Raw genomic sequence first — 20,453 nt, forward strand, 5'->3', positions numbered from 1 at the left:
TATGGCCCATCGTCCGCACCTGACCGCAATCCGCCCGCAGGCGCGCGAGGCAGCGCTTGGCGCGCTCGAAGCCGAGGTGCTCAACGAAAAGGTGGAGGCGCTCGGCCGCGCCGGCCGCCAGGTCGAACAGGCGCTCGCCACGTTGCGCGGCTTCGATGGCGAGGCGGGCAGCGAGGCGCACGAGGCGCTGCTCGACCAAGTCGCCGCGCGCGTCTGGGCGTTCATCGTCCAGCGCGAGCTGTGCGGTTTCAGGAACAGCGCGATGATCGTCGAGGATTTCGCGATCCCTCCCCAAGTCATGGCGCGCCTGGGAATTGCGCGCAAGAGTTCGACACCGTCTATGTGAGTGGTGGCCGGGATGGAAGTTTCGGTAGCGAGCGTCGTTACGTCACTTGGACTCTCCGCTGTCTTGGCTGGCGATCCCGCTGCTCGATGTACCGGTCTATGGCGGGCTGATCGCGGCGGCGCTGCTCAATCGCCGCACGCCGCAGACGCACAAGCGGCTCATGCTGACTCGCGATCTGGGAAACCGACGGATGGCTGCGATTTGCGGCCTGGGCGTCGGCATTTGTGGGTCCGTGATGCGGGCCGTGCGCCAATCGCGATGAACGCGTTGTCTTTCGGGACCGATTGAATCCGCGCGCCTTGGCAACAAATGTGAAACAGGATTACCCTTCGACCATAGAAAAGGCTTAATGAAGCCTTGGGGGTCGCGAGATTGTTATGACATCAAACCGATCGCGTCGCTGGACGCTCGGCCTGCCCGCAGCCATCATCTGTGCGGCCGGCGCAGTTCTCTATGGCTTCGCGCAGGCGGGGCCAAGCCAGGCCGCGGGCGATGCCCCCGATGGCCTGAAGCCGACGAGCAGTGCTCTCGTCGCGGACCCGATCGCCTTCAACGGACCGCAGAACATCGACTATGCCCGCCTTGATGCGCGGCTGCAGCACCTGGTGCAGTCAAAGGACATGGTCGGCCTTGGTGTCGCGGTAATCGAGAACGGCCAGATCCGCTTCGTGAAGGGCTATGGCGTCACGACCGCGGGAACCGCCGATCCGGTGACCCCATCGACGGTCTTCCGCTGGGCGTCGCTTTCCAAGGCGGTTGCCTCCGCGACCGTCAACCGGCTCGCCGAGCAGGGCAAGCTCTCGCTCGATACCCCCGTAGCGCAATTCCAGACCTCGCTGCGCCTGCCCGGCGGCAACGAAGCGCGCGTGACGGTGACCGACCTGTTGTCGCACCGCACGGGGATTACACGGAACGCTTACGACGACAAGCTTGAGGCGGGCCAGGATCCCGCGATGATCCGCGGCCTGCTTGGATCCCTGTCGCCGCAGTGCCCGCCCTCGACCTGCTACACCTACCAGAACGTCGCATACGACACGACCGCGGAGATCGTGAAGCATGTGACGGGGAAACCCTATGGCTCGGTCGCGAAGGAGCTGATCTTCGGGCCGCTTGGCATGTCGAGCGCGAGCACCGATCGCGCCGGACTGCAGAGCGCGGTGAGCTGGGCGCGGCCCCACGTCGGCCAGCACACGCTCGAGGTGAACGACAACTACTACCGCGTGCCCGCCGCAGGTGGTGTCAACTCGTCGATCTTTGATCTCGCGAAATGGATGCGCGCGCAGATGGGCGGCGCGCCGGGCGTGCTCTCCAACAAGCTGCTCGATCGTGTTCATGCGCCGCTGGTCGCGACACCGCATGGCGGGGGGCGCGTCGATTATGCGCTCAAGAACGCGCACTATGCGATGGGCTGGCGGGACTATAACTACGCGGGTCATGCGCTGGTCGGACACCGTGGGGCGGTCAACGGCTATCGTTCGCTGATCCTGTTCGATCCTGTCAGGAAGGCCGGGATCGCGATGCTGTGGAATTCGCAGAGCAACCGGCCCGTGGGCATCCAGCTTGAGGTGATGGACATGCTCTATCAGCAGGCTTTCACCGATTGGGCCGATCTGGGCCAGTTGCCTGCGCATGGTGGCGGCGCTACGATGACGGCCAGATAGTCCCGCTGGCCGGATGCGCACGAAAATTGCAAACTTCCCGCTTTCCCGGCAATCAGAAATGGGTCTATGGGCGTTCCCACTATGAGTGGACCGCGCACGCTTTACGAAAAAATCTGGGATTCGCACGTCGTCGAGAAACGCGACGACGGCACCTGCCTCATCTATATCGATCGTCACCTCGTCCATGAAGTGACGAGCCCGCAGGCGTTCGAGGGGCTTCGTGCCTCGGGCCGCGCCGTGCGCCGCCCCGACCTCACGCTTGCGGTGCCCGATCACAACCTGCCGACCACGCCGCGCGTCGACGCCGAGGGACACCGGCTGCCGATCGCCGATCCGATGTCGGCGCAGCAATTGGCCGCGCTCGAGAGGAACGCGCCCGAATTCGGCATCCGCTATATCGACGCGATCGACCGCGAACAGGGTATCGTCCATGTCGTCGGCCCCGAACAGGGCTTCACGTTGCCTGGCTGCACACTGGTCTGCGGCGACAGCCATACCGCAGCGCACGGCGCGCTGGGCGCGCTCGCCTTCGGCATCGGCACAAGCGAGGTCGAACATGTGCTCGCGACGCAGACGCTGCTGCTCAAGCCGTCAAAGACGATGGAGATCCGCGTCGAGGGCAAGCTCGGCTTCGGGGTCAGCCCCAAGGACGTGATCCTCGCGATCATTGGTCGGATCGGCGCCGCCGGCGGCACGGGCTATGTCATCGAGTACACGGGCTCGACGATCCGCGATATGTCGGTCGAGGGGCGGCTGACCGTCTCCAACATGTCGATCGAGGGCGGCGCACGCGCGGGCCTGATCGCACCCGACGAAAAGACCTTCGCCTATCTCAAGGGCCGCCCGATGGCGCCCAAGGGCGCCGCGTGGGACGCGGCGCTGGCGTGGTGGAAGACGCTGCCGACCGATCCGGGCGCGCGCTATGACCGCGTCGAGCTGTTCGACGCCGCCAATATCGCGCCCAATGTCACCTGGGGGACCAGCCCCGAGGATGTCGTCCCCGTGACCGGCGCGGTTCCCGATCCCGAGAGCTTCGCCGACGCGTCCAAGCGCGAGGCGGCGAAGAAGTCGCTCGACTATATGGGGCTGATACCGGGCACGCGGATGCAGGACGTTGCGGTCGAGAACATCTTCATCGGCAGCTGCACCAACAGCCGTATCGAGGATCTGCGCGCCGCGGCCTATGTGCTGCGTGGCCGGCATGTCGCCAACGGGATCAAGCAGGCGCTGGTCGTGCCGGGGTCGGGGCTGGTCAAGCATCAGGCGGAGCAGGAAGGTCTCGACCGCGTGTTCCGCGAGGCGGGCTTCGAATGGCGTGAGCCGGGCTGTTCGGCGTGCCTCGGCATGAACCCCGACAAGGTTCCGGCGGGCGAGCGCTGCGCCTCGACTTCCAACCGCAATTTCATGGGACGGCAGGGACCGGGCGCGAGAACCCATCTGCTGTCCCCTGCGATGGCTGCGGCGGCGGCGGTGACCGGCAGGCTGACCGATGTGCGCGAACTGATGGGATAGGGGGAATGCCGTGAAAAGGGTGATGGTGCTGCTGTTCGGCGGCGCGGTCCTGAGCGGGATCGCCGCCTGGACCGCGATGGCGCAGGGCGAAACGAAGATCACCCTGCAGGGGATCGAATGCGGTCGGCTGAAGCAGGACCTGTCGCGCTATTCCGACACCATGCGCTTCAAGGGCGAGAGCCGCGAGTTCGTGGCCGGATGCTACCTGATCCGTCATCCCAAAGGCCTGCTCCTGTGGGACACGGGCCTCAGCCGCGAACTGATCGGCGCAAAGGACGCGCCGCCGCAACTCTCGCTGCAGAAGAGCCTGAGCGACTGGCTGACGGAGAACGGTATCCAGCCGGGCGCGGTCACATATGTCGGGGTCAGCCACTATCACGCCGATCATACCGGCGGCGCCCCCGAGTTCCCCAACGCCGAGCTGCTGATCGGCGAGGGCGACTGGAAGGCGCTCAAGGCGATGAAGCCCGACGATCGCGCCGCCGTGCAGCTTGCGCACTGGCTTTCAGGCAAGGGCAAGGTACGCCCGGTCAAGGGTGACCTCGATATTTTCGGCGACGGCACGGTGACGATGCTCGCTTTGCCCGGGCATACGCCCGGGCACAGCGCGCTCCTGGTGCGGCTGCCCAAGAGCGGCGCGGTGCTTCTGACCGGTGATCAGTATCATTTCCGCGAGAACCGGGCGGTGCGCGGCGTGCCGGGTTTCAACGCCAATCGCGCCGACACGCTTGCATCGCACGACCGGTTCGAGGAGATCGCGAAGAATTTGAACGCGCGCGTCGTCATCCAGCATGACGCACGCGACATGGCGGAGCTGCCCGTCTTCCCCGCAGCGCTTGATTGAGGATCGCATGAACAAGGTTTCCGTGATCGACGGCCGCGCCTATCCGCTGGGGCTGAAGAATGTCGACACCGACATGATCATTGCCGCCGAATGGCTCAAGACGACGAGCCGCACCGGGCTCGGCGCGGGGGCGTTCGAACGGTTGCGCAAGGATCCGGGCAATGTGTTCGACGATCCCGAATATGCGGGCGCGCCGATCGTGATCGCGGGCGACAATTTCGGCTGCGGCTCGAGCCGCGAACATGCCGCCTGGGCGATGCTCGACATGGGGATCACCGCGGTGATCGCGCCCAGTTATTCGGACATTTTTTCGAGCAACGCATTCAAGAACGGGATATTGGCCGTCATTCTTCCCCAGGAGGCGATCGACCGTCTGATGGAGGTAGCGAAGAGCGATCCGATCCATATCGACCTCGAGCAGCAGACGGTGACGACGCGGTTCCAGGACCGCTTCACCTTCGAGATCGATCCCTTCCGCAAGCACTGCCTGATGGAAGGGCTGGACGAGATCGGGCTGACACTGACCATGGACGCCGAGATCGAGGCATTCGAACAAAGGGCCGCGGCGGAGCGGCCATGGATGATGGGAGAAGTCGCTGCATGAAGGCATTGCTGTCCAGGGCCGTTGGCGGCCCCGAAACGCTGGTCGTTGACGAGATCGCCGACCCCGTTGCGGGTCCGGGCCAGATCCTCGTCGCGGTCAAGGCCTGTGCGGTCAACTATCCCGATGTGCTGATCATCGAGGACAAGTACCAGTTCAAGCCGCCGCGCCCCTTCGCGCCGGGTGGCGAGATCGCGGGCGTGGTCGAGGCCGTGGGTGAGGGCGTCACCGACTGGAAGCCCGGCGACCGCGTGATCGCGGTGCCCGGATCGGGTGGCATGGTCGAGAAGATCGCCATCCCTGCGGCGAGCGCGTTCCGCCTGCCCGACAGCCGCAGCTTCGAGGACGGTTCGGCGCTGTTGCTGACCTATGCGACGACGATCCATGCGCTGGTCGATCGGGGCCAGCTGAAGGAGGGCGAGACCTTGCTCGTGCTTGGCGCCGCGGGCGGCGTCGGGCTGGCGGCGGTCGAGCTCGGCAAGGCATTCGGCGCGCGCGTCGTCGCAGCGGTCTCGTCCGAGGAAAAGGCCGAGGCGGTGCGCGCGGCGGGTGCCGATGAGGTCGTGATCTATGGCCGCGCACCTTTCGACAAGGACCAGTCAAAGGCGCTGGCCGACCAGTTCAAGGCGGCGGTCGGCCCCGACGGCGCCGACGTCATCTACGATCCCGTCGGCGGCGATTATTGCGAGCCTGCGCTGCGCTCGATCGCATGGGAAGGGCGCTATCTGGTCGTCGGCTTCCCCGCCGGGATCCAACGGCTGCCGCTCAACCTGACGCTGCTCAAGAGCTGCGACGTCTGCGGGGTGTTCTGGGGTGCCTTTGCCGCGCGCGATCCCAAAGCCAATCAGGCGCATGTCGCGCGGCTCTTCCGGCTGTGGGAGACGGGGCAGATCGCGCCCAAGGTCACCGCGACCTTCCCGCTGGAAAGGGGTGGCGATGCGATCGCGCAAATGGCGGCGCGCCGGGTGATCGGCAAGGTGGTCGTTACGCTGGGTGACTGAGGCCTCGCGATTCGAACGGCACCGGCACGAAAAACCCGTAGCGCGGGCTCTGGCCCGTTGCGGTCGCGCGTGCACGCTCCTATTTCAGTCGTGAAACGTAAGCCAAGGGATCGACATGACCACTTTCGACGACCGCGAGCGCGCCTTTGAGGCGAAATACGCGATGGACCAGGACACGCTCTTCAAGATCATCGCGCGTCGCAACCGGTTGTTCGGTCAGTGGGCCGCGGAGAAGATGGGGCTGACCGCGGAAGAGACCGAGGCTTACGCCAAGGCCGTGGTTCAGGCCGATTTCGAGGAAGCCGGCGACGGCGACGTGATCCGCAAGGTTCTGGGCGACCTGACCTCGGCGGGCGTCGAGGTCGACGAGGGCACGGTTCGTACCGCGCTTGAGGAAAAGACGGTGGAGGCGCGCCGCCAGTTCATCGAGGCGCAGCCCTGATGCCGATGGCGGCGACGGAAATCGAGGCGATGATCGTGGCCGCGATCCCCGATGCGCGTGTCGAGATCACCGACCTTGCCGGCGACGGCGATCACTATGCCGCGCGGGTGGTAAGTGAAACTTTCCGGGGCATTTCCCGGGTAAACCAGCAGCGCGCGGTCTATGCCGCGCTGGGCGGCCGGATGGGCGGGGTGCTCCATGCACTTCAGCTCACCACGGCGACGCCCGACTAAGGAGAATTGCAAAATGACCGACGATAGCCAGGCCCGTATCGGCCAGATCGTCACCGACAATGACGTGGTGCTGTTCATGAAGGGCACGCCGCTTTTTCCGCAGTGCGGCTTTTCCAGTCGCGCGATCGCAATCCTCGACCATCTTGGCGTCGCCTATCAGGGCGTCGACGTGCTCCAGGATCAGGCGATCCGCCAGGGGATCAAGGAATTCTCGGATTGGCCGACCATCCCGCAGCTCTATGTAAAGGGCGAGTTCGTGGGCGGCTCGGACATCATGATGGAAATGTACGAGGCGGGCGAGCTGCAGCAGCTCCTCACCGACAAGGGACTGGTGCCGGCGGGCTGATCCCGCCGACCCCGGTCGTTATTGCGTGGTTACCGGCGTGCGGCGCATGATCCGCACGCCGTGAAATTCGAGCAGCGCGAGCATCAGCACTGCGGCCGCCTGTGCGCCGACGAACGCGGTGCCGAGCGCGGTCAGCGTCTCCTGCCGCGTTGTCATCACCGCGACGCTTTCCGCCACCCACAGCAGATTGCCGAGGATCGCGATCACACTGAGCGCGATCGGGGGCGGGGTGCGCGTGCCCAGCCACAGGAACAGCGCGGCGCAGGGGAGGAGCAGCAGCCCGGCGACGCGGATGAACAGTGCATCGAGCCCGAGCAGCGGTGCGAGTGGCGTCGCGCCCACGGTGAGCAGCGCGAAGCAGGCAAAGCAGGTGAGCGCATCGAGCTTGAAGATGCGGCGCAGGAAAAGACTGTTGTCCATGATCGGTCTCCATTGAGGTGATCCCGTAATGGGGTCGAAAGTGGAGATACGACCGGGCAGGTAATGGCGTCGATTACCTGATAGGTAATGGTAGTGCCTCGGCATCGTGCTAGACCCGTTGCCATGACACAGATCGATATCGGATCCGAACTGCGCAAATGGCGCGCACATCGCCGACAGAGCCAGATGGACCTCGCACTCGACGCCGAGATTTCGCCGCGCCACCTGAGTTTCGTCGAGACGGGCCGCTCGCGCCCCAGCCGCGAACTCGTGCTACGCCTTGCCGAATGTCTCGGAGTACCTCCACGCGAGCGCAACACAATGCTCGTCTCGGCGGGCTTCGCGCCACTCTACCCCGAAAAGAGCCTCGACGGTGCCGGGATGGAGGCCGCGCGCAAGGCGATTTCGCATGTGCTCGCCGCCTATCAGCCCTTTCCCGCGCTGGCGATCGACCGGCACTGGAACATCGTCGACGCCAATGCGCCGCTGATGGCGCTGATGGCCGGCGTGGCGCCGCATCTTCTCGTGCCGCCGATCAATGCGCTGCGCGTCAGCCTGCATCCCGACGGTGTTGCGCCGCGGATCGTCAACCTCGCCGAATGGCGTGCGGCACTTTTTCAGCGATTGCGCGAACAGATCGAAACAAGCGCCGATCCCGTACTGGGCGCCTTGCTCGAGGAACTGCGCAGCTATCCGGGTGGCGAGACGACGGCAGCGGCTTCCGCCTATCCGCTCGCCATCCCGATGATCCTTGATACGCCGCTCGGCCGTCTTTCGATGCTGAGCATGAGCGCGGTCTTCGGATCGCCCGTCGACGTCACACTGTCCGAGCTGGCGATCGAATCCTTCCTGCCCGCCGACGCCGAAACGCTTGCGATCTTGCAGAAATTGTGAGGAGCGGGGGTGGCGGGTGGTGCGAGACCAGGGAAGCACCAACCCGCCGGTATGAAGTCGGGGCATGGCTGGAGACCATGCCCCATCGGGAACGCTCTTATTATAGCATCACGCGTGCCAGTTCGAACGAATGGCGGAATTTGAAGCAACACGATGGTTCACGCGCGTTAACCATGCGGCGTCTTTGTAAAGCTTTCCGACATCCGGCGCCGCTATCAGAAACGCGTAAAGTCTGGCGTGCGGCGCTCGGCGAAGGCCGAGAAAGCTTCGCGTGCTTCGGCGGTCTTCAGGCGCGCGGCGAATTGTGCGCTTTCGGCCTCCATCTGCGCGGTAATCGTCTCGGCAGCGCGCATCAGCTTCTTGGTCGTGGCGAGTGCGCCGAGCGGCTGCAGCGCCAGCCGCCGGGCAAAGGCTTCGGATGTGGCGACGAGTTCATTCAGCGGCACGACCTTGTTGGCAAGGCCCCAGGCGACCGCGTCCGCAGCATTGACGGGCTCACCCAGCGCGAACATCGAAAACGCGCGGACATGACCGATCCGGCTGGGCAGCAACAGGCTCGACGCCGCTTCGGGTACGAGCGCGAGATTAACGAAGGGCGTGGTGAGCTGAGTGTCCTCGGCGAGTACGACATGGTCGCAATGGAGCAACATCGTCGTACCGACGCCGACAGCGCGCCCGTGAACCGCGGCCACCAGCGGCTTGGTTGCGGTGGCGAGGGCGTGCAGGAAGCGCGTGACGCTGCGCGGACCATCGTTCCCCGCCGCGATCGCCGCGAACTCGCTGATATCGTTGCCTGCGGTGAACATGTCGCCTTCGCCACGGATTAGCACCACGCGCACCTGGGCGTCGGTCTCAGCCGCCTCGATCGCGTCGGCCAAGGCCTTGTACATGGCGTCGGTCAGCGCGTTCTTCTTGTCGGGGCGATCCATTACCAGGTGCAGAATACCGTCGGCCATCGTGATTTTGACGTGTTCCGTCATTTGTCATTCTCCTTTGGAAACTTGTCGCGGACGGCCTCAAGCCAGCGCGCGACGATTTCGAGTTCGGCCTCGCTGAAGCCCTCGCAAAGCCGCGCATTCAGCGTATGGGCGCCGTGTATCGCATCCTCGCGTGCGGCGAGGCCTGCTTCGGTCGGCGCGATGATCCAGGCGCGTCCGTCCGCGGGATCAGGGTGGCGTTCGATGAGCCCGGCGCGATTCATCCGGTCGATCAGGCCCGAAAGGGCGGCGGCTCCAAGATCGAGCTTCTGCCCGAGTTGGGCCATGGGCGTGCCCCGATCGGGAGAAAGTGCCATCAGTAAGCCCGCACGTGCCGGCGTTTTTCCCTCTACGTCACCCTGTACAGCCATCTGCACACGGCGCTGCGCGACATTCAGCAGGTAGATGAACCTTCGATGGGGGATCGGCGCTTCGCGGCTTTCCATACGACTCAGTCCGGTATTTACTTCGTATGCGTAATACATACTTCGCGTACGAAGTAAATACCGGAAGCGGCGGCGGCGGCGGATGAACGGTTGCAGATGATCAGTCCGAAGCCATTCATCTGCGGTTCAGCGATTTTATGACTACACTTGTAGTCGTAAATGGATTACGACTGTAATCGTGAAGTGATCGGACAAGGGGAGTAGCGCCGATGAACGAGCGTATCAGCGAAGCGGAACATGCGGTGATGGAGGTGCTGTGGGACGAAGCCCCGCTCACCGCCAGCGAGGTGCATGAGCGTATCGACCCGGCGCGCGGCTGGAGTGATCGGACCGTCAAGACCATGCTATCGCGGCTGCTTGGCAAGGGTGTTCTGGCCCATGAGGAGGACGGCCGGCGCTATCTCTACCGCCCCACGGTTGCGCGCGAGGACTATGTCGCGGTCGAATCGCGCAAGCTTGTCGACAGGCTGTTCGGTGGCCGAGTCTCACCGCTGGTGGCGCATCTCGCCGATCGCGATGAGCTCAGCGACGAAGACATCGCCGAGATCGAAGCCCTTTTGAAGGCGCTCAAGTCATGACCGCATGGATCGTGGAAACGCTCGTCGCGACGACCATCCTCATGGTCCTCGTCCTTCTGGTCCGCGGGCATGTCGCTCGCATGCTTGGTGCACGCACCGCCTATCTGCTCTGGCTGCTCCCGGCGCTTCGGATGGTGTTGCCACCGCTGCCCGAGTCGGTCGGCCCCGCGCCGATCGCGCAGTTGCCCGTGATCGTCGATTTCTCGATGATCGAGGCCGTCGAGGCGGCGCCGGTCACGCCCGAAAGCGGCATCGCCTGGGGTACGCTGCTGCTCGCGGTCTGGCTCACCGGCGCGCTCTGCTATTTCGGTTGGCACCTCGTCGCCTATCGCCGCTTCGTCGGCAATGCGCTCAAGCGTGCGACGCAACTTCCCGAATTCGACCGCGCGGGGATCGAGGTTTGCGCGAGCGAGGCGGTCGACGGGCCGTTTGCCACGGGCATCTTCATGCCGCGCATCGTGCTGCCCTTCGATTACCGGCATCGCTACAGCGCCGACGAACTGCGCCTCGCGCTGACGCATGAATGGGCGCATCACAAGCGCGGCGACCTGTCGTTCAACTATCTCGCGCTCGCGATGCTGTCGCTGCACTGGTTCAATCCGATCGCGCACCGCGCCTGGCGCGCCTATCGCGCCGATCAGGAACTGGCGTGCGACGCGATCGTGCTGGCCGGGGCAACCGCCGACGAGCGCCATTCCTACGGTTCGGCGCTGGTCAAGTCGGCCTGCCGCCGCACTCCCGTTGCCGCATGTGCGCTCAATCCGCGCAACCAGCTCAAGACGCGGCTGCGGATGATGCGCGACATGCATGAGCGAACGGTCGCGGGGCGTGCGCTCGCGGTGGCGCTGGTCGGCGGCGGACTTGCGCTGACGGCGTCAGGTGGCATCGCGGCAGAGACGACGCGCGAGATGGAAACCACGCTGCGTCACGCCGTGGTCGAAAAGACCGCGATGCTGCAGGTTGGCGTCGTGCCGCTGCCCCCGTCGGTCGTCGCGCCCGAGCCCGCCCCGGTACCCGAGGCGCCCGCTGCACCGGCAGCGCCCGCGGCTCCCGCTGCAGCTGCTGCCCCAGCGGAACCGGCAATCGCGGTTCCGGTCCCTCCGGTGCCGCCTGTTCCCGCGACGCCTCCCGTGCCGCGCTTCGTCTGGCATGACCAGGAATGGCAGCAGGAGGTCGACGAGGCGATGCGCGAGGCCGACAAGGCGCGCCGCGAGGCGATGCGCGAAGCGCGCGAGGCACATCGGCTTGCGGCCGAGGCACTGCACGACCAGCCGCGCATCAAGATCGTGCGTATGACGGGCGCCCAGTGCAAGGAGAAGGACAAGCCCGAGCGCACGGTCGAGACGCGCACCAACGTGATCAACGGCAAGAAGCAGGAGTTTTCGATGGTGCGGATATGCGTGCCGCAGATCGATGCCGCCCACATTCGAGCCAGTCAGCTCGAGGCACTAACCTCGGCGCGTGAAAGCATCGCCGCGGCGCAAGGCTTCGACGCCGAGCACCGCAAGCAGGTGCTTGTGTCGATCGACGCGCAGATCACGCGACTCCGTCACCGTGACGAGAATTGAGACCATTGGGAGGGAGTGAAGTATGAAGGTGGTGGAACTGGCGATGCGGAGCCTGGCGACGGTCGTGCTGGCGGCCTTGCCCGCAATCGTCATGGCGCACGAAGGCCATGAGGAAGCCAAGGTCGAAAAGCGCGTGGTGATCGTCAAGCGCGGTGATGGCGGCAAGGTCGTTGACGACGCGCATGTCGACGCTGCGATGGCCAGGTGCAAGGCCGAGGGTCAGGAAGTCCAGACCGACGTCCAGACCGAGACAGAGGGCAAGAAGCAGCGCACGCGGATCATGATCTGCGGCAAGGCCGACGCGGATACGCTTACCGCACTCGAAAAGGCGCGCGGCGAGCTGGCCGAGGAACAGGGGCTGAGCGAGGAGCATCGGGCCAAGGCGCTCGCAACGCTCGACGCCGAGATCGCGCGGCTGAAAGCCGAACGTACGCCGAAGAACTGAAGGTCCACGGGCCGATCCGGTCGGGCGGAACCTTGCAGGAGGTTCCGCCCGATCTTGTTTCTGCACAGGAACATGCCACATGAGGGGCATGAACGAGTTCCCGACGGGCGAGGCGATGAAACTGACGCCGCTGGTGCGCCGCGTGCTCGCGCCCAATCCGTCCCCCTACACATATAGCGGCACCCAGACCTATATCGTCGGCCGTGGCCGTGTCGCGGTGATCGACCCCGGTCCCGACGATCCGCGCCATATCGAGGCGATCCTGCGCGCGACGGCAGGTGAAGAGATCGGCTTCATCACCTGCACGCATACGCATCGCGATCACAGCCCGGCCTCTCGCCCACTGAAGCAAGCGACGGGCGCCGAGATCGTCGGCTGCGCGCCGCTGGTGCTCGACGACAATGGTCCGCGCGCCGACGAGGCATTCGACCGGGGCTATGCCCCGGACCGCATACTCGCCGATGGCGAAGCTATTGCAGGCGAGGGCTGGACGCTTCGGGCGGTTGCCACGCCCGGGCACACTTCAAACCATCTCTGCATCGCGCTTGTCGAGGAAGGCGCGCTATTCACGGGCGATCACGTCATGGCCTGGTCGACCAGTGTGGTTTCGCCCCCCGATGGCGACATGGCCGCCTATATGGCGAGCCTCGAACTGCTGATGGGACGCGAGGGGGACCGGATCTATTATCCCGCGCATGGCGATCCGATCGAGCGCCCGCAGCGCTTCGTGCGCGGACTGCTCGGCCACCGCAAGCAGCGCGAGGGGCAGATATTGCGGTTGCTGGGCAAGGGCGCCGGCGAGATCCCCGTGATGGTCTCGCACATGTACAAGGGTCTCGACCCGCGCCTTACGGGGGCTGCGGGGCGTTCGGTGCTCGCGCACCTCATCGACCTGCGTGACCGTGGCGTGGTTCGCGAGCATCAGGATGGCTGGGAGCTGGTTGCGGCATGAAACCACTGGGCAAGTGGCTGATCGCGATTGCCTTCGCAGTCGCGCTGGGGCTTGGCGCGCTGCTGCTGATGCAGCGAACCTGGGAAAAGCGCTGGCAGGGCGATGTCGAGACGATCGCAGCGTCGAGCCTTCAGGGGTTGCGCGAGCAGAACCGGCTCTCGGCGTTCGCGGCGCGCTTCGTCGCTGTTGTCACCTCCGAGCAGAGCCGTTTCGGGCTGAGCGCGAAGAAGACGCTTATCATGCCGGGCATGGTCCGTTACGAGGTGGACCTGTCGAAGCTGCAGCAACGTGACGTGGCTTGGGACGAGGCGACAAGGACGCTCACCGTCACGCTTCCGCCCGTCGAGATCGCGGGGCCGCAGGTGGATATGCGCGCGATCCAGGAGTATGATGGCGGCGGAATCCTGCTGGCGCTGACCGACGCGGAAAAGGTGCTCGACACCGCCAACCGCAAGGCGGGCCAGGACGAGCTCATGCGGCAGGCGCGCGAGGCGGTGCCGATGAAGCTCGCACGCGATGCCACGCGCCGCGCCATCGCCAACAGTTTTTCTATGCCTTTGAGGGCCGCGGGCGTAGAGGCCACGGTCGTAGCGCGCTTCGGCGACGAGGAATCCGGGAGTTAAGCAAGATGGATGCACGCAACGGTATCGGTGGAAGCCTGACAGGGCTCGATCTGAGGTCGGAGATCGACCGCCTGCGCAAGGAGCGCCACGCCGTCATTCTCGCGCATTATTACCAGACGCCCGAGATTCAGGATCTTGCCGATTTCGTCGGGGACAGCCTCGATCTTTCGCGCAAGGCCGCGGAGACGTCGGCAGACGTTATCGCCTTTTGTGGCGTGCGCTTCATGGCCGAAACCGCGAAAATCCTCTCGCCTCAGAAGACCGTGGTGCTGCCCGACATGGATGCGGGCTGCAGTCTCGAGGATTCATGCCCGCCCGACAAGTTCAGGGCGTTCCGCGAGGCGCATCCCGATCATATCGCGCTGACCTACATCAACTGCTCGGCCGAGGTTAAGGCATTGAGCGACATCATCGTCACGAGCTCTTCGGCCGAGAAGATCCTGAGCCAGATTCCCAAGGAGCAGAAGATCATCTTCGGCCCCGACAAGCATCTCGGCGGCTATCTGTCGCGCAAGTTCGGGCGCGAGATGCTGCTCTGGCCGGGCGTGTGCATCGTCCATGAGGCCTTCTCGGAAACCGAGCTGCTCAAGCTCAAGGCGCAGCATCCCGGCGCGCCCGTCGCGGCGCACCCCGAATGCCCACCGCACGTGCTCGATCACGCCGACATGGTCGGCTCGACCAGCGCGATCCTCGAATTCGCCAAGACGACGCCGCATGACGTGGTGATCGTCGCCACCGAGCCGCACATCATCCACCAGATGGAAAAGGCGGTGCCCGAAAAGACCTTCATCGGCGCGCCCGGTGCGGACGGCAACTGCAACTGCAACATCTGCCCCTATATGGCGCTCAACACGATGGAGAAGCTCTACATCGCGCTGCGCGACCTCGAGCCGCGGATCGAGCTGGATGAAGAGGTCCGCCTGCAGGCGAAGAAGTCGCTCGACCGGATGCTGGCGATGGCATCGTCGACGGTCGGCATGGGCGACCTCGGCGCGCGGGTGACCGGCGATTAGCTTCACTGTCATTCCCGCGAAAGCGGGAATCCATACAGTCTCCGGATCGGCCGCTGGCATCGTCTGGATTCCCGCTTTCGCGGGAATGACATGGCGGCTAGGGGAGGGGCCATGTCCTTCTCTCTGCCCGATTTCGACCTCGATGCCTTCGTCACCGCGACGCTGGCAGAGGACCTTGGCACGGCCGGTGACATCACCTCCGAGGCCGTCATTCCCGCCGACGCCATGTTCGATGGCGTGATGGACAGCCGCGAGGCGGTGACCGTTGCGGGCCTGCCGATCGCGGTCGCCTTTTTCCGGCGCCTCGATCCGGCGGTCGAGATCGAGCTGCTGGTACAGGACGGCGATCGCGTTTCGGCGGGCAGCGATCTGATGCGGCTCCGGGGCAAGGCGCGCGCGATGCTCACCGCCGAACGCTCAGCGCTCAATACCGTCCAGCACCTGACAGGCATCGCGACGATGACACGGCAATATGTCGACAAGATCGCGGGGACGGGGGCAACCCTGCTCGACACGCGCAAGACCATCCCGGGGCTTCGTGTGATCGAGAAATATGCGACGCGCATGGGCGGCGCGACCAATCACCGCATGGGGTTGTGGGACGCGGCGATGATCAAGGACAATCATGTAGCGGTTGCGGGCGGCGTGGCTGAGGCGGTGCGCCGCGCCAGGGACGCCAGGATAGAACGCATCATCGTCGAGGTCGACCGTGTCGATCAGGTCGAGCCAGCGCTGGCTGCAGGGGCGACACACCTGCTGCTCGACAATATGGACCCGCCGACGCTGCGCGGTGCGGTGCGGCTGGTCGGGGGACGCGTGCCTACCGAGGCATCGGGGGGTGTCCGGCTCGACACGATCCGTGCGATTGCCGAAACGGGGGTGACCTATATTTCGGTCGGGCGGCTCACCCAGTCGGCGCCCGCGGCGGATATCGGCCTCGACTTCGCCAATGCGTGAGGCGCTGCTGGCGCTTGCGGGCCTGGCTTCGCTGCTGCCCGCCGTCGCGCATGCGCAGGCGCTCACATGCACGCCGTCCGCGGGTCCGGAGCGGCCGCGTCCGGACGGACCGACCGCCGACCAGCCCAAGCGCGACATCCCGATTGGCAGCTATACGCTCGCGCTCAGCTGGTCGCCCGAATATTGCCGCGGCAAGCGCAGCAGCGCGCGCGACCGCTTCCAGTGCGGCGGCGCCAACCGTTTCGGCTTCACGCTGCATGGCCTGTGGCCCGATGGCCATGGCAAGGAATGGCCGCAATATTGCAAGTCCGCGCAGATCCTCTCGCCGCGCGTCATCCGGGACAATCTGTGCGCGACACCCTCGGCGCAGCTGATCCAGCTCGAATGGGCCAAGCACGGCACCTGCATGACGACGCGCCCCGAACGCTATTTCGCCGAGGCGCGCACGCTCTATGCGCGCATCCGTTATCCCGACATGGCCGCACTGGCGCGGCGCCCGAACCTGACTGCGGGCCAGTTCGCCGCCGCATTTGCCACGGCCAATCCGGGCCTGCGCGCCGACATGATGCGCGTCACCGCCACGCGTCGCGGCTATCTGGACGAAATCTGGCTGTGCCTCGATCGCAACCGGAAGCCCGCGCGCTGCCCGGCACATCAGGGCGGGTTACCGGCGGGTGCGAAACTGCGGATCGAACGCGGCGGTTAACCGTCGATGATCACCGTTCCGGGGTGATGCTTGTCGAGGTGCTTCCTGATGATCTTCAGGTTGCGCGAGTTCGATCGATAGAAAAAGTCGAAGGCATCGCCCACCAGCGGGATCGCGCCCAGCAGCGTGTCGATGCCGACATTGGCGGCCATGCGCGTAATCTGGAATTTGGACATGCCGAGGTTGCGCGCTTCCCAGACGAGCCACGCGCCCATCGCCGCAGTAACCACGTCGCCGACCACGGGCACGAGGCCCACGATCGAATCGAGTCCCACGGGCCGGTTCAAGCCGGGAATCACGAAGAGCCGTTCAAGCAGCGCCTCCATCGCCTCGACGCGCTTGCGTACCGAGGCAGGGTCGCGCCCCATAGCGGGCAGCGCGCCGGCAATGGCTTCGAACTGATCGGGGGAAACACGCATTCGTCGATGGCTCCAAAGGGGTCCAGATCCGAATATGGGGCGCGCTATTCCTTCAGCAAGTGGTTGAGCGGGTGGGCCGCGCGCGCATTGGGGCGGAAACCCTGCAGACGCGGCCGCACGAGCGACCAGCGCACCGGGCTCGCGATCGGGATGAAAGGCGCGTTGACCGAATAGGCCGCGTCGGCTGCGCTCAGCTTGACCGACCGTTCGGCCAGGCTGAACGCGGTGCGCGATTCGGCGAGTGCGGTATCGCCGGTCTCGCCGCAGGGCAGGCGGTGGGCGCAGGACAGCCGCGTCAGGTACCAGGTCGCGCTGTCATTGGGCGCCACTTCGTCGATCAGCCGCAGATCGGCGCCGGCATCTTCGGCGACGCGCTCGGCGATGATACCGATCCGGCCAAGGTCCATCGCCAGCCGCGCGAACAGCAGCCGGCTGCCCGCGCCGGCGGGCAGCGCCATCCGCAGCCGTGGAAAGGCGGCATTGTTTCCGCGCCATGCTGCGACGCGCGCGCGTGCGATCGCGAGGCGCTCATCGCGGTCGAGCAACGCCCAGTCGGGCTGCGCGGGCGGCGCGGCGAGATCGAATTGCGCGGGTACGATCGTCTCGACGGGTCTCCAGCCGGGCACGTCGAAGGCACGGACCAGGGCTGAACGGTCGATCGCCATCGCGATCGCGGCGCGGTTTTCGGCGGTAGCGAGGAAACCGTCGCTCGCAACCACCGCAAGCCCGAACAGACCCGGTGCCGGATCGAAGCGGAGTTGCGCATTGGGCGGATTGATCACGCGCGCATAGGGCAGGTCGGCGATGCGGCCGCCGAGTACCAGGTCGGCCAGTTCGCGATCATAGCGCGCGACCGCAGCTGTCGCGCGTTCTCCGCGCAACCGTACGGGGTAGCGCGCCTGCGCGGTGGCCGGCTCTTCGGGATCGACGATCGGACTGAGCAGCGCCACGGCACCGCGGTGCTCGGCCAGCCGGAATGGGCCACCACCCGACTTGCTCGACAGCAGCGCCATTTCGGGCTGCGCGAGCAGTGCCAGAAATTGCGGGCGAGGATGCTTCAGGCGGATCTCCAGGATGTTCTCGGTCACCGGGATGATCGCATCGACCGCTGCGAACAGGCGGGAAAGCCGATGCCCGGCATTGGGCGCGACGAGCCGGCGCAGTGCGCGCGCCAGATCGCTTGCGACGATCGGCCGGCCCTCGCGCCATTCGGCGCGGCGCAGCCTGAAGATGTAGCTGCGGCCGTCATCCGAGACGATCCAGCGCTCCGCGAGCCCCGGTTCGATCTGCCCCGCGGCGTCGAAGGCGACGAGCCCCTGCGCTGTTGCGAGCCGAAGCACCGCAGAGGGCGTGGCGTCGCTGGTATCGAGCGCGGGCTCAGGTCCGATCGCGACGACGCTGACGGGGCCATCCGAATTCCCGCCGCCACAGGCCGCGAGCGCCAAGCTGGCAAGAACGGAAAGGAGGGCGCGTCTCGTCACGCAACGGGTCTAGGTTGGCAGGACTTTCCTGCCAACCCCGTAACATACCGAACCCGTCCTGGATCAGCCGACGAAGGCGCGCTCGATGACGTACTGGCCCGGATTGTTGTTCGAGCCCTCGGTAAAGCCGCGCTCGTCGAGCATCGCCGCGGTCTCCTTGATCATCGCCATGCTGCCGCACAGCATCACGCGATCGGTCTCGGGATCGAACTGCTTGGGGCCCGCGAGCGGGCCCTCGAAGATCTTGCCGTTCTCGATCAGCGTCTCGATGCGCCCGGTCGTGCGGAACTCCTCGCGCGTCACCGTCGGCACATAGGTGAACTGGAGCAGCGCCTGGTCCTGCACGAGCGGATCGCCCGCCAGCTGCGCCTCGAGTTCGTCGCGGAACGCAAGGTCGGACACGCGGCGCACGCTATGGACAAGCACGATCTGGTTGAAGCGATCGTAGATCTCGGGGTCGCGGATGATCGAGAGGAAGGGCGCAAGGCCCGTGCCCGTCGAGAGCAGGAACAGCCGCTTGCCGGGGAGCAGCGCGTCGGCGACGAGCGTGCCCGTCGGCTTGCGGCCGAGGAAAAGCTGGTCGCCCGGCTGGATCAGCTGGAGCTGCGACGTCAGCGGGCCGTCGGGCACCTTGATCGACAGGATTTCGAGTTCCTCGGCATAGGCCGGGCTGGCGATCGAATAGGCGCGCAGCAACGGGCGCCCGTCGGCGGGCAGGCCGAGCATCACGAACTCGCCCGAGCGGAAGCGGAAGCTCGCGGGGCGCGTAATCGTGAAGCTGAACAGATGCTCGTTCCAGTGACGCACGCTCACCACTTCCTCGACGGACAGGCTGGCCGAAGGTGCGATCAACTGTGCACCGGCGTTACGGTCGCTCATTCCTCAAACACTCTCAATTGGTCAAAAACAGCGTAATCCCGGCACGCCTTCGCGATCGACGCCGGGCAGGCTCCGAGGGCGCCGTCGATACAGCCTCTCCGGGAAGGATCAACGTAAGAATTGTTTGGGCGCCCATAGACCGATCCATATCGGCGTGCAATCATTAATGCGATTGGTTCGCAATAGTGCTCTAGTCGCCGCCCGCCCGGTCGCTCAGCCGAAGGAAGCGCCAGGCGGCATCGCGCTCGGCGTCGCTTTCAAAGGCCTCGTCGGGTGCCGGCGCGGTGCCGAGCATGTGCATCAGCGCCCACAGCGCGAAGCGCCGGCCGGGGTCGCGTTCGGTGCCGAAGTCGATGGCAAGCGCCTCATGCCCGCGCGCCAGCGCCTCTTCCGACACGTTGTCGAGATCGTCGGTGCCGAAATAATGACGGAGCAGCGCGTCGAAATCCACGGCGCGGTCCTAGAGCAGCGAGCCCATATCGGCATTGCCCCGCAACGGCGCCGATACAGGAGGCTGGTCGACCTCGGGGATCGCAGGCGCGGTGGTCCAGCCCAGATTGGGCAGCGTCAGCGTGCGCTTGCCCGAAAGATCGACGCGCGCAACGAGCAGGCCGCGGGATTCGATATAGCTGAGCAGGCGGCGGACACGGCCCGGCGAGCGCGTGCCATAGACCTCGGCAAGCTCGGTGTCGGAGGGGCAGGGGAGCCCTTCCTTGGCGGCGCGCGCGATCAGCAGGAAGGCGCCGAGCATGTCTTCGGGCAGCTGGTTCGCCAGTTCGAGCGCCTCGGCCCAGCTCTCGTCACCCTCGTCGAAGATGCCCGCGCGGGCCATTGCGAGCCGCTTGCGGAACTGCGCGAGGTCGAGGCCCGCGTCGCCTAGCTGGCGCATGCGGCAGCGCAGCCCGAAATCCTGAAAGAGCACCGCGGCGGTACGATAGGTCGCATCGGGATCGGCGACGATCTCGGCAAGCACCGTCGCGATGATCGCGGCGCGCTCGCCTTCCTCCATCTGCGGCCCTGCCGGGGCCGGCGTTGCAGGCGCGAGGATGGGGCGCGCGATCGAACGGATCAGATCCTCCGACGTGACGCGCGGCGGCGGGGGTGGCGGG

Annotated in this window: 25 protein-coding genes and 1 pseudogene; 18 read left to right on the forward strand and 8 right to left on the reverse strand. The window is 65.7% G+C overall.

Annotated elements, in window-relative coordinates; translation table 11 throughout:
* The first annotated feature begins 1 nt into the window (after position 1).
* The 9 genes from AC3WJD_RS11580 to grxD all read left to right on the forward strand — a co-directional run bounded on the left by AC3WJD_RS11580 (position 2) and on the right by grxD (position 6,986).
* Positions 2 to 346: a DUF6665 family protein gene (locus AC3WJD_RS11580; RefSeq protein WP_492746788.1), complete on the forward strand. Its 345-nt coding sequence runs from the start codon at positions 2 to 4 to the stop codon at positions 344 to 346.
* Between the two features lie 377 nt (positions 347 to 723).
* A complete protein-coding gene (locus AC3WJD_RS11585; protein ID WP_492746790.1) occupies positions 724 to 2,007 on the forward strand; it encodes a serine hydrolase domain-containing protein in 1,284 nt (427 codons plus the stop codon).
* Positions 2,008 to 2,088: 81 nt separating this feature from the next.
* On the forward strand, positions 2,089 to 3,519 hold the full coding sequence (leuC, locus tag AC3WJD_RS11590) for a 3-isopropylmalate dehydratase large subunit (protein WP_492746791.1): 1,431 nt from the start codon (positions 2,089 to 2,091) through the stop codon (positions 3,517 to 3,519).
* A 10-nt stretch (positions 3,520 to 3,529) separates the two neighbouring features.
* Positions 3,530 to 4,363 (forward strand): N-acyl homoserine lactonase family protein, encoded by an 834-nt coding sequence (locus AC3WJD_RS11595; protein ID WP_492746792.1) that lies wholly within the window; start codon positions 3,530 to 3,532, stop codon positions 4,361 to 4,363.
* A 7-nt stretch (positions 4,364 to 4,370) separates the two neighbouring features.
* Positions 4,371 to 4,967 carry a 3-isopropylmalate dehydratase small subunit gene (gene leuD, locus AC3WJD_RS11600; protein WP_492746793.1) on the forward strand — a complete coding sequence of 199 codons (597 nt, stop codon included), beginning with the start codon at positions 4,371 to 4,373 and terminating at the stop codon, positions 4,965 to 4,967.
* Entirely contained in the window at positions 4,964 to 5,965 is a 1,002-nt protein-coding gene (locus AC3WJD_RS11605; protein WP_492746794.1) for an NADPH:quinone oxidoreductase family protein, read from the forward strand. Before leuD ends, AC3WJD_RS11605 begins: the two co-directional genes overlap by 4 nt.
* A 115-nt stretch (positions 5,966 to 6,080) precedes the next feature.
* Positions 6,081 to 6,407, forward strand: coding sequence for a DUF1476 domain-containing protein (locus AC3WJD_RS11610; RefSeq protein ID WP_492746795.1), 327 nt, complete (start codon positions 6,081 to 6,083; stop codon positions 6,405 to 6,407).
* A complete protein-coding gene (locus AC3WJD_RS11615; protein WP_492746796.1) occupies positions 6,407 to 6,640 on the forward strand; it encodes a BolA/IbaG family iron-sulfur metabolism protein in 234 nt (77 codons plus the stop codon). Before AC3WJD_RS11610 ends, AC3WJD_RS11615 begins: the two co-directional genes overlap by 1 nt.
* 13 nt (positions 6,641 to 6,653) lie before the next feature.
* Positions 6,654 to 6,986 carry a Grx4 family monothiol glutaredoxin gene (grxD, locus tag AC3WJD_RS11620; RefSeq protein WP_492746797.1) on the forward strand — a complete coding sequence of 111 codons (333 nt, stop codon included), beginning with the start codon at positions 6,654 to 6,656 and terminating at the stop codon, positions 6,984 to 6,986.
* Between the two features lie 18 nt (positions 6,987 to 7,004).
* On the opposite strand, the gene AC3WJD_RS11625 is transcribed toward grxD, so the two are convergent.
* A complete protein-coding gene (locus AC3WJD_RS11625; protein WP_492746798.1) occupies positions 7,005 to 7,406 on the reverse strand; it encodes a hypothetical protein in 402 nt (133 codons plus the stop codon).
* A 123-nt stretch (positions 7,407 to 7,529) separates the two neighbouring features.
* Here AC3WJD_RS11625 and AC3WJD_RS11630 point away from each other — a divergent pair, with 123 nt between their 5' ends.
* Complete coding sequence (locus tag AC3WJD_RS11630; protein WP_492746799.1) at positions 7,530 to 8,300, forward strand: helix-turn-helix domain-containing protein; 771 nt, start codon at positions 7,530 to 7,532, stop codon at positions 8,298 to 8,300.
* Positions 8,301 to 8,515: 215 nt separating this feature from the next.
* Here AC3WJD_RS11630 and AC3WJD_RS11635 read toward each other — a convergent pair whose 3' ends face one another.
* Together AC3WJD_RS11635 and AC3WJD_RS11640 are read right to left on the reverse strand one after the other, a co-directional pair.
* The gene (locus tag AC3WJD_RS11635; RefSeq protein WP_492746800.1) at positions 8,516 to 9,280 is read right to left on the reverse strand and encodes an enoyl-CoA hydratase; all 765 of its coding nucleotides are present in this window, start codon (positions 9,278 to 9,280) and stop codon (positions 8,516 to 8,518) included.
* Positions 9,277 to 9,762, reverse strand: a complete 486-nt coding sequence (locus tag AC3WJD_RS11640; RefSeq protein WP_492746801.1) for a MarR family winged helix-turn-helix transcriptional regulator — start codon at positions 9,760 to 9,762, stop codon at positions 9,277 to 9,279. Before AC3WJD_RS11640 ends, AC3WJD_RS11635 begins: the two co-directional genes overlap by 4 nt.
* Positions 9,763 to 9,932: 170 nt before the next feature.
* Between AC3WJD_RS11640 and AC3WJD_RS11645 the strand changes: the two genes are divergently transcribed.
* From AC3WJD_RS11645 to AC3WJD_RS11680, 8 genes are all read left to right on the forward strand, one after another.
* Positions 9,933 to 10,301 carry a BlaI/MecI/CopY family transcriptional regulator gene (locus AC3WJD_RS11645; RefSeq protein ID WP_492746802.1) on the forward strand — a complete coding sequence of 123 codons (369 nt, stop codon included), beginning with the start codon at positions 9,933 to 9,935 and terminating at the stop codon, positions 10,299 to 10,301.
* Positions 10,298 to 11,869: a M56 family metallopeptidase gene (locus tag AC3WJD_RS11650; RefSeq protein ID WP_492746803.1), complete on the forward strand. Its 1,572-nt coding sequence runs from the start codon at positions 10,298 to 10,300 to the stop codon at positions 11,867 to 11,869. Before AC3WJD_RS11645 ends, AC3WJD_RS11650 begins: the two co-directional genes overlap by 4 nt.
* Before the next feature lie 22 nt (positions 11,870 to 11,891).
* The gene (locus AC3WJD_RS11655; RefSeq protein WP_492746804.1) at positions 11,892 to 12,314 is read left to right on the forward strand and encodes a hypothetical protein; all 423 of its coding nucleotides are present in this window, start codon (positions 11,892 to 11,894) and stop codon (positions 12,312 to 12,314) included.
* Positions 12,315 to 12,393: 79 nt separating this feature from the next.
* Positions 12,394 to 13,266 (forward strand): MBL fold metallo-hydrolase, encoded by an 873-nt coding sequence (locus tag AC3WJD_RS11660; RefSeq protein ID WP_492746805.1) that lies wholly within the window; start codon positions 12,394 to 12,396, stop codon positions 13,264 to 13,266.
* Positions 13,263 to 13,889: a DUF4230 domain-containing protein gene (locus tag AC3WJD_RS11665; RefSeq protein WP_492746807.1), complete on the forward strand. Its 627-nt coding sequence runs from the start codon at positions 13,263 to 13,265 to the stop codon at positions 13,887 to 13,889. Before AC3WJD_RS11660 ends, AC3WJD_RS11665 begins: the two co-directional genes overlap by 4 nt.
* 5 nt (positions 13,890 to 13,894) lie before the next feature.
* The gene (gene nadA, locus AC3WJD_RS11670; protein WP_492746808.1) at positions 13,895 to 14,902 is read left to right on the forward strand and encodes a quinolinate synthase NadA; all 1,008 of its coding nucleotides are present in this window, start codon (positions 13,895 to 13,897) and stop codon (positions 14,900 to 14,902) included.
* Between the two features lie 111 nt (positions 14,903 to 15,013).
* Positions 15,014 to 15,859 (forward strand): carboxylating nicotinate-nucleotide diphosphorylase, encoded by an 846-nt coding sequence (gene nadC, locus AC3WJD_RS11675; protein ID WP_492746809.1) that lies wholly within the window; start codon positions 15,014 to 15,016, stop codon positions 15,857 to 15,859.
* Positions 15,852 to 16,565: a ribonuclease T2 family protein gene (locus tag AC3WJD_RS11680; RefSeq protein WP_492746810.1), complete on the forward strand. Its 714-nt coding sequence runs from the start codon at positions 15,852 to 15,854 to the stop codon at positions 16,563 to 16,565. The genes nadC and AC3WJD_RS11680 overlap by 8 nt, the downstream gene beginning before the upstream one ends.
* Here AC3WJD_RS11680 and AC3WJD_RS11685 read toward each other — a convergent pair.
* From AC3WJD_RS11685 to AC3WJD_RS11705, 5 genes and pseudogenes are all read right to left on the reverse strand, one after another.
* Complete coding sequence (locus tag AC3WJD_RS11685; protein ID WP_492746811.1) at positions 16,562 to 16,984, reverse strand: DUF4112 domain-containing protein; 423 nt, start codon at positions 16,982 to 16,984, stop codon at positions 16,562 to 16,564. The two genes, AC3WJD_RS11680 and AC3WJD_RS11685, sit on opposite strands and share 4 nt — an antisense overlap.
* Positions 16,985 to 17,028: 44 nt before the next feature.
* A complete protein-coding gene (locus AC3WJD_RS11690) occupies positions 17,029 to 18,465 on the reverse strand; it encodes an ABC transporter substrate-binding protein (protein ID WP_492746812.1) in 1,437 nt (478 codons plus the stop codon).
* Positions 18,466 to 18,528: 63 nt separating this feature from the next.
* On the reverse strand, positions 18,529 to 19,344 hold the full coding sequence (locus AC3WJD_RS11695; RefSeq protein WP_492746813.1) for a ferredoxin--NADP reductase: 816 nt from the start codon (positions 19,342 to 19,344) through the stop codon (positions 18,529 to 18,531).
* A 190-nt stretch (positions 19,345 to 19,534) separates the two neighbouring features.
* Positions 19,535 to 19,795, reverse strand: coding sequence for a hypothetical protein (locus tag AC3WJD_RS11700; RefSeq protein ID WP_492746814.1), 261 nt, complete (start codon positions 19,793 to 19,795; stop codon positions 19,535 to 19,537).
* 9 nt (positions 19,796 to 19,804) lie between these two features.
* Positions 19,805 to 20,453: pseudogene (locus AC3WJD_RS11705) on the reverse strand (ATP-binding protein); the annotation flags it as partial.

This window comes from Sphingobium sp. FW306-1B-F04DB, assembly GCF_058781925.1.